Annotated in this window: 2 tRNA genes and 3 rRNA genes; all 5 read right to left on the bottom strand. The window is 51.1% G+C overall.

Annotated features, from left to right (window positions below):
• Positions 1-6: 6 nt before the first annotated feature.
• Positions 7-121: ribosomal RNA gene (rrf, locus tag J2W69_RS20405) — 5S ribosomal RNA — on the bottom strand.
• Between the two features lie 82 nt (positions 122-203).
• Positions 204-3086: ribosomal RNA gene (locus J2W69_RS20410) — 23S ribosomal RNA — on the bottom strand.
• Between the two features lie 200 nt (positions 3087-3286).
• A tRNA-Ala gene (locus J2W69_RS20415) sits at positions 3287-3362 on the bottom strand.
• Positions 3363-3458: 96 nt separating this feature from the next.
• Positions 3459-3535: transfer RNA gene (locus J2W69_RS20420), tRNA-Ile, on the bottom strand.
• A 208-nt stretch (positions 3536-3743) separates the two neighbouring features.
• A 16S ribosomal RNA gene (locus J2W69_RS20425) occupies positions 3744-5268 on the bottom strand.
• The 16S, 23S and 5S rRNA genes sit together here with 2 tRNA genes alongside, the layout of an rRNA operon.
• Positions 5269-5284 lie beyond the last annotated feature (16 nt).

Here is a 5284-nt window from a genome sequence, read left to right on the forward strand (position 1 = left end):
TTGGGAGCCTGGCGGTGAACTACTCTCGCATGGCATCTGCCACACTACCATCGTCGCGGCTGCGTTTCACTTCTGAGTTCGGAATGGAGTCAGGTGGTTCCACAGCGCTATTGCCACCAGGCAAAAAACGTTTTTGTGTCTTTAACAAGCAAACTGATAAATCGAATTCTTTTCACACCACACACAAACACCTTGGGCGTTGTATGGTTAAGCCTCTCGGGCAATTAGTATGAGTTAGCTTAACACATCACTGCGCTTCCACACCTCACCTATCAACGTTGTGGTCTCCAACGACCCTTATGTGTACTCAAGGTACAAGGGATGACTCATCTCTTGGCCGGCTTCCCGCTTAGATGCTTTCAGCGGTTATCCGTTCCGAACGTAGCTACCGGGCAGTGCCATTGGCATGACAACCCGAACACCAGCGGTTCGTTCATTCCGGTCCTCTCGTACTAGGAACAACTCCAATCAATCATCCAACGCCCACGGCAGATAGGGACCGAACTGTCTCACGACGTTCTAAACCCAGCTCGCGTACCACTTTAAATGGCGAACAGCCATACCCTTGGGACCGACTTCAGCCCCAGGATGTGATGAGCCGACATCGAGGTGCCAAACACCGCCGTCGATATGAACTCTTGGGCGGTATCAGCCTGTTATCCCCGGAGTACCTTTTATCCGTTGAGCGATGGCCCTTCCATACAGAACCACCGGATCACTAAGACCTACTTTCGTACCTGCTCGACGTGTCTGTCTCGCAGTTAAGCTGGCTTCTGCCTTTGCACTAACCGTACGATGTCCGACCGTACTTAGCCAACCTTCGTGCTCCTCCGTTACTCTTTAGGAGGAGACCGCCCCAGTCAAACTACCCACCAGACACTGTCCGCAATCCCGATGAGGGACCTACGTTAGAACATCAAACATGCAAGGGTGGTATTTCAAGGACGACTCCATCACGACTGGCGTCGCAACTTCAAAGTCTCCCACCTATCCTACACATACAGGGTCAATGTTCAGTGCCAAGCTATAGTAAAGGTTCACGGGGTCTTTCCGTCTAGCCGCGGGTATACGGCATCTTCACCGCAATTTCAATTTCACTGAGTCTCTGGTGGAGACAGCCTGGCCATCATTACACCATTCGTGCAGGTCGGAACTTACCCGACAAGGAATTTCGCTACCTTAGGACCGTTATAGTTACGGCCGCCGTTTACCGGGGCTTCGATCAAGAGCTTCGCTTGCGCTAACCCCATCAATTAACCTTCCGGCACCGGGCAGGTGTCACACCCTATACGTCCTCTTACGAGTTTGCAGAGTGCTGTGTTTTTAATAAACAGTTGCAGCCAGCTGGTCACTGCGACTCTCATAGGCTTACGGAGCAAGTCCTTCACCCACAAGAGCGTACCTTCTCCCGAAGTTACGGTACTATTTTGCCTAGTTCCTTCACCAGAGTTCTCTCAAGCGCCTTGGTATGCTCTACCTGACCACCTGTGTCGGTTTCGAGTACGGTCGACAATACCTGAAGCTTAGAGGATTTTCCTGGAAGCGTAGCGTCAACAGCTTCACCACCGTAGTGGCTCGTCTCGTGTCTCAGAATATAGGGAACCGGATTTGCCTAATCCCCCTTCCTACGCACTTTCACATGGACTACCAACGCCATGCCTGCCTAGCTTTCTCCGTCCCCCCATCGCAGTATTGCCGGTACGGGAATATTAACCCGTTTCCCATCGACTACGCATTTCTGCCTCGCCTTAGGGGCCGACTTACCCTACCCTGATTAGCATGGGATAGGAACCCTTGGTCTTCCGGCGGGGAAGTTTTTCACTCCCCTTATCGTTACTTATGTCAGCATTCGCACTTCTGATACCTCCAGCACCCCTCACGAGATACCTTCAACGGCTTACAGAACGCTCCTCTACCACTTGCGCAAAGCGCAAGTCCACAGCTTCGGTGCATGGTTTAGCCCCGTTACATCTTCCGCGCAGACCGACTCGACTAGTGAGCTATTACGCTTTCTTTAAAGGGTGGCTGCTTCTAAGCCAACCTCCTAGCTGTCTATGCCTTTCCACATCGTTTTCCACTTAACCATGACTTTGGGACCTTAGCTGGTGGTCTGGGTTGTTTCCCTTTTCACGGCGGACGTTAGCACCCGTCGTGTGTCTCCCGAGTAGTACTCATTGGTATTCGGAGTTTGCAAAGGGTTGGTAAGTCGGGATGACCCCCTAGCCTTAACAGTGCTCTACCCCCAATGGTATTCGCTCGAGGCGCTACCTAAATAGCTTTCGAGGAGAACCAGATATCTCCGAGCTTGATTAGCCTTTCACTCCGATCCACAAGTCATCCCCAAATTTTTCAACATTTGTGGGTTCGGTCCTCCAGTTAGTGTTACCCAACCTTCAACCTGCTCATGGATAGATCGCCCGGTTTCGGGTCTACACCCTGCAACTATTCGCCCAGTTAAGACTCGGTTTCCCTACGGCTCCCCTATTCGGTTAACCTCGCTACAGAATGTAAGTCGCTGACCCATTATACAAAAGGTACGCAGTCACCCCACAAAGGGGCTCCCACTGCTTGTACGTACACGGTTTCAGGTTCTATTTCACTCCCCTAACAGGGGTTCTTTTCGCCTTTCCCTCACGGTACTGGTTCACTATCGGTCAGTCAGGAGTATTTAGCCTTGGAGGATGGTCCCCCCATGTTCAAACAGGATACCACGTGTCCCGTCCTACTCGTTTTCATTGATAAAGCTTTTTCGTGTACGGGGCTATCACCCTGTATCGCCGCACTTTCCAGAGCGTTCCACTAACTCTTTATCAACTTAAGGGCTAGCCCCCGTTCGCTCGCCGCTACTAAGGGGATCTCGGTTGATTTCTTTTCCTCGGGGTACTTAGATGTTTCAGTTCTCCCGGTTCGCCTCGTATGACTATGTATTCATCATACGATACCTGATAAATCAGGTGGGTTTCCCCATTCGGACATCTGTGAGTCTAGCGTCTCTTACCGACTTCTCACAGCTTTTCGCAGGTTAGCACGTCCTTCATCGCCTCTGACTGCCAAGGCATCCACCGTGTACGCTTAGTCACTTAACCATACAACCCCAAAATGTCTGGAATCGTAGGTGTGATAAGGTTCACAAATAAATATTGTTACCTTGTTTTTTCTTTCTATCAGCTTGCCAATTTGTTAAAGAGCACTTCGAGCATAAAGCTCAAAGAGAACAATTCTTTGAAAGAATGGTTGTCTTTGAGATTTCAAACAGTAATTTACTTTCAGAATCTATCTTAAGTAATGGTGGAGTTAAGCGGGATCGAACCGCTGACCTCCTGCGTGCAAGGCAGGCGCTCTCCCAGCTGAGCTATAACCCCAATCTAAATTGGTAAATTCATGGTCAAGCTAGGCGCGGTGAACCGAAGCATACTTAAAGTATGTGAGGTTCGCTGCAACAACGCTTGGCGGTGAATTGGTTGGTCTGAGTAGACTCGAACTACCGACCTCACCCTTATCAGGGGTGCGCTCTAACCACCTGAGCTACAGACCAGCTCTAACTTGTCTGTTTGTCTTATCGCTTCGTTGCATCCATCGCTCATTCAGTCATGTACTACCCGTACACTCCTTCACTCGCTCAGTCTGCGCCTTGCGCTAAACCAAACATCCGGCGTTATCCTCGCGGATACCGCTTTTACTGTTTGCTCTACGTATCAATCAATCATCTGTGTGGACACTACACGAACTAAATCTGCTTTAGGTAAGGAGGTGATCCAACCCCAGGTTCCCCTAGGGTTACCTTGTTACGACTTCACCCCAGTCATGAATCACAAAGTGGTAAGCGCCCTCCCGAAGGTTAAGCTACCTACTTCTTTTGCAACCCACTCCCATGGTGTGACGGGCGGTGTGTACAAGGCCCGGGAACGTATTCACCGCAACATTCTGATTTGCGATTACTAGCGATTCCGACTTCACGCAGTCGAGTTGCAGACTGCGATCCGGACTACGATATGCTTTAAGAGATCCGCTCACTGTCGCCAGCTTGCCTCCCTCTGTACATACCATTGTAGCACGTGTGTAGCCCTACTCGTAAGGGCCATGATGACTTGACGTCGTCCCCACCTTCCTCCGGTTTATCACCGGCAGTCTCCCTAGAGTTCCCGACATGACTCGCTGGCAACTAAGGATAGGGGTTGCGCTCGTTGCGGGACTTAACCCAACATTTCACAACACGAGCTGACGACAGCCATGCAGCACCTGTCTTACGGTTCCCGAAGGCACAACCGCATCTCTGCAGTCTTCCGTAGATGTCAAGAGTAGGTAAGGTTCTTCGCGTTGCGTCGAATTAAACCACATGCTCCACCGCTTGTGCGGGCCCCCGTCAATTCATTTGAGTTTTAATCTTGCGACCGTACTCCCCAGGCGGTCTACTTAGTGCGTTAGCTGCGCTACTCACAGTACAAGACCACGAACAGCTAGTAGACATCGTTTACGGCGTGGACTACCAGGGTATCTAATCCTGTTTGCTCCCCACGCTTTCGCACCTCAGCGTCAATATCGGGCCAGGGGGCCGCCTTCGCCACTGGTATTCCTCCAAATCTCTACGCATTTCACCGCTACACTTGGAATTCTACCCCCCTCTCCCGTATTCTAGTTGGCCAGTTTTGAATGCAATTCCCAGGTTGAGCCCGGGGCTTTCACATCCAACTTAACCAACCGCCTACGTGCGCTTTACGCCCAGTAATTCCGATTAACGCTTGCACCCTCTGTATTACCGCGGCTGCTGGCACAGAGTTAGCCGGTGCTTCTTCTGCGAGTAACGTCAAAAGTAGCAGCTATTAACTACTACCCCTTCCTCCTCGCTGAAAGTGCTTTACAACCCGAAGGCCTTCTTCACACACGCGGCATGGCTGGATCAGGCTTGCGCCCATTGTCCAATATTCCCCACTGCTGCCTCCCGTAGGAGTCTGGACCGTGTCTCAGTTCCAGTGTGGCTGATCATCCTCTCAAACCAGCTAGAGATCGTCGCCTTGGTGAGCCATTACCTCACCAACTAGCTAATCCCACGTAGGCGCATCCGATAGCATGTGGCCCGAAGGTCCCACACTTTGGTCCGTAGACATTATGCGGTATTAACAGTCGTTTCCAACTGGTATCCCCCTCTATCGGGCAGCTTCCTACGCATTACTCACCCGTCCGCCGCTAGGTCCGAAAACCCCGCTCGACTTGCATGTGTTAGGCCTGCCGCCAGCGTTCAATCTGAGCCATGATCAAACTCTTCAATTAAGTTTAATTTGCCACC

The sequence above is a fragment of the Rheinheimera soli genome, from assembly GCF_031457405.1.
GTDB classification, from domain to species: Bacteria; Pseudomonadota; Gammaproteobacteria; order Enterobacterales; family Alteromonadaceae; genus Pararheinheimera; species Pararheinheimera soli_A.